General features: G+C 68.0%; 2 protein-coding genes. Both read left to right on the plus strand.

What is annotated here, in order from left to right:
- The first annotated feature begins 75 nt into the window (after positions 1 to 75).
- Positions 76 to 843, plus strand: a complete 768-nt coding sequence (locus RIF93_RS20155; RefSeq protein WP_309093224.1) for a TetR/AcrR family transcriptional regulator — start codon at positions 76 to 78, stop codon at positions 841 to 843.
- 60 nt (positions 844 to 903) lie between these two features.
- Positions 904 to 2,345: M28 family metallopeptidase (locus RIF93_RS20160; protein ID WP_309093225.1), on the plus strand; the 1,442-nt coding region annotated here is incomplete at its 3' end.

Raw genomic sequence — 2,345 nt, forward strand, 5'->3', positions numbered from 1 at the left:
CGGGCTCCGTGCGTCGGCCGTTTGCCGCAAACTCTGTATGATGTAAAGTGTTAGTAGCGAGAAAACTGGAGCGGCATGGCCAAGGAACACACCGGAGACGACGATCCCAGGCGCAGCATCGAGCTGCTGTGGGGGGTGCACGGCCCCGCCAAGCGTGGCCCCAAGCCCCGCTTCTCCACGGATGACGTCGTGCAGGCGGCCATCGCCATCGCCGACAGGGATGGCCTCCAGGCCATCTCCATGCGCAGCGTGGCGCAGGCGGTCGGCGTCTCGCCCATGGCCATCTACACCTACGTCCCGTCGAAGTCCGAGCTGCTGGGCCTGATGTTCGACCGCGTCATGGGCGAAGGCGAGGAGCTGCCGCCCGGCCTCAGCTGGCGCGAGAGCCTGGCCTTTGTGGCCCGCAGCCGGTGGAACCTGGCCCAGCGGCGGCCGTGGCTCCTCGGCCTTGCGCTGCATCGGCCGCCGCTCGGCCCGAACCTGATGGCCCGTGTCGAAAGCATCATGCGCGCGCTGGACGGAACTGGCCTGACCGAGATCGAGAAGGACCTGATGGTCGACGTCCTGCACAACTACATCGAAGGCGCCCTGCACGAGGCCCGAGAGGCGCGCGAGGCCGAGCAGCGCAGCGGGCTGACCGACGCCCAGTGGATCGCCATCGTCGAACCGGCCCTGCAGGAGCGGCTCGATCCCGAGCGTTTCCCGCACCTCCTCCGTCTTGGCGAGGCCTGGCGGGAACAGCGTCATCTGATGACCGACCCCAGCTACCGTTTCGAGCAGGGATTGGAGGTGGTGCTCGATGGAATCGGGGCCTTCATCGCGCGGCGGCAGGCGCAGGCCTAGGCGAGCCGGCGCAGGCGTGATTAGGCTCGCGCCATCTTCAACCAGACCCGAGTTCCCGACTTGAAGAAGCTTCTGTTCTGCGCGGCCGCGGCTTGCGCATTCGCGACCGCGGCCTTCGCCGCCCCAGCGCTCGACGGCGCGCGCATCAAGCAGGACATCAAGGTCCTGTCGGCCGACGAGTTCGAAGGCCGCGCTCCGGCCTCGGCAGGCGAGGAGAAGACCGTCGCCTACCTGATCCAGCAGCTGAAGGCCGCCGGCGTGCAGCCCGCGGGCGACAAGCAGGCGGACGGCAGCCGCGCCTACACCCAGGACGTCCCGCTCGCCCGGTTCGCGACCAAGGGCCCGGTGAAGGTCTCGGTGAACGTCGCCGGCAAGACCGAGGAATGGACACAGGGCGAGCAGATCGCCATCCGCGCCGCCCAGACCGGCGTCGACCGCCTGACCCTCAAGGACGTGCCGATCGTGTTCGCCGGCTACGGGGTCAAGGCGCCGGAGAAGAACTGGGACGACTTCAAGGGTATGGACCTGAAGGGCAAGATCGCCCTCGTCCTCGTCAACGACCCCGACTTCGAGACCGGTGAAGGCGACTTCGGCGGCAAGGCCATGACCTACTACGGCCGCTGGACCTACAAGTATGAGGAAGCCGCGCGCCAGGGCGCGGTGGGCTTCCTGGTCATCCACGAGACCGCGCCGGCGTCCTACGGCTGGAACACGGTCAAGAACTCCAACACGAACGAGCTGTTCGACGTCATCCGCAAGAACCCGTCCGAGGCGCACGCGCCGCTCGAGGGCTGGGTGCAGCGCGACAACGCCGTGGCCCTGCTGAAGGCTGCCGGCCTGGACTTCGAGACGCTGAAGAAGCAGGCCCAGACCCGCGCGTTCAAGCCGGTCGAGCTGAAGGGCGTCACCTTCTCCACCGACTACGCCATCGACGCCCAGAAGGTGGTGTCGAAGAACGTGGTGGGCGTGGTGCCCGGCGCGAAACACCCCGACGAGCGGGTGATCTATACCGCCCACTGGGACCACCTGGGCGTGGGCCTGGCCGACGCGCGCGGCGACAAGATCTACAACGGCGCCCTCGACAACGCCTCCGGCACAGCGGCCCTGGTCGAGCTCGGCCGCGCCTTCGCCAAAGGCCCCAAGCCCGAGCGCTCGGTGATGTTCCTGGCCGTCACCGCCGAGGAGAAGGGCCTGCTGGGCTCGGAATATTACGCCGACAACCCGCTCTATCCGCTCGGCAAGACGGTGGCCGTGCTCAACATGGACGGCATGAACCTGCTGGGCCGCGCCAGGGACATCACCATGTCGGGCAACGCGCCGCTCACCCTGCAGGACGACATGATCCGTGTGGCCTCGAAGTACGGCATGAGCTTCAGCCCCGACCCGAACCCGCAGGCGGGCAGCTTCTACCGCTCGGACCACTTCCCCTTCGCCAAGCGCGGCGTGCCGGCGATCTCGTTCGGGGCGGGCAACAACCTGGAAAAGGGCGGCGTGGCGGCCGG

Source organism: Phenylobacterium sp., from assembly GCF_031181185.1.
In the GTDB taxonomy this organism is placed as follows: domain Bacteria; phylum Pseudomonadota; class Alphaproteobacteria; order Caulobacterales; family Caulobacteraceae; genus Phenylobacterium.

Excerpts from the sequence above, each read along its gene's own strand:
- RIF93_RS20155 (WP_309093224.1), top strand. The coding sequence starts at position 76 with ATGGCCAAGGAACACACCGGAGACGACGATCCCAGGCGCAGCATCGAG.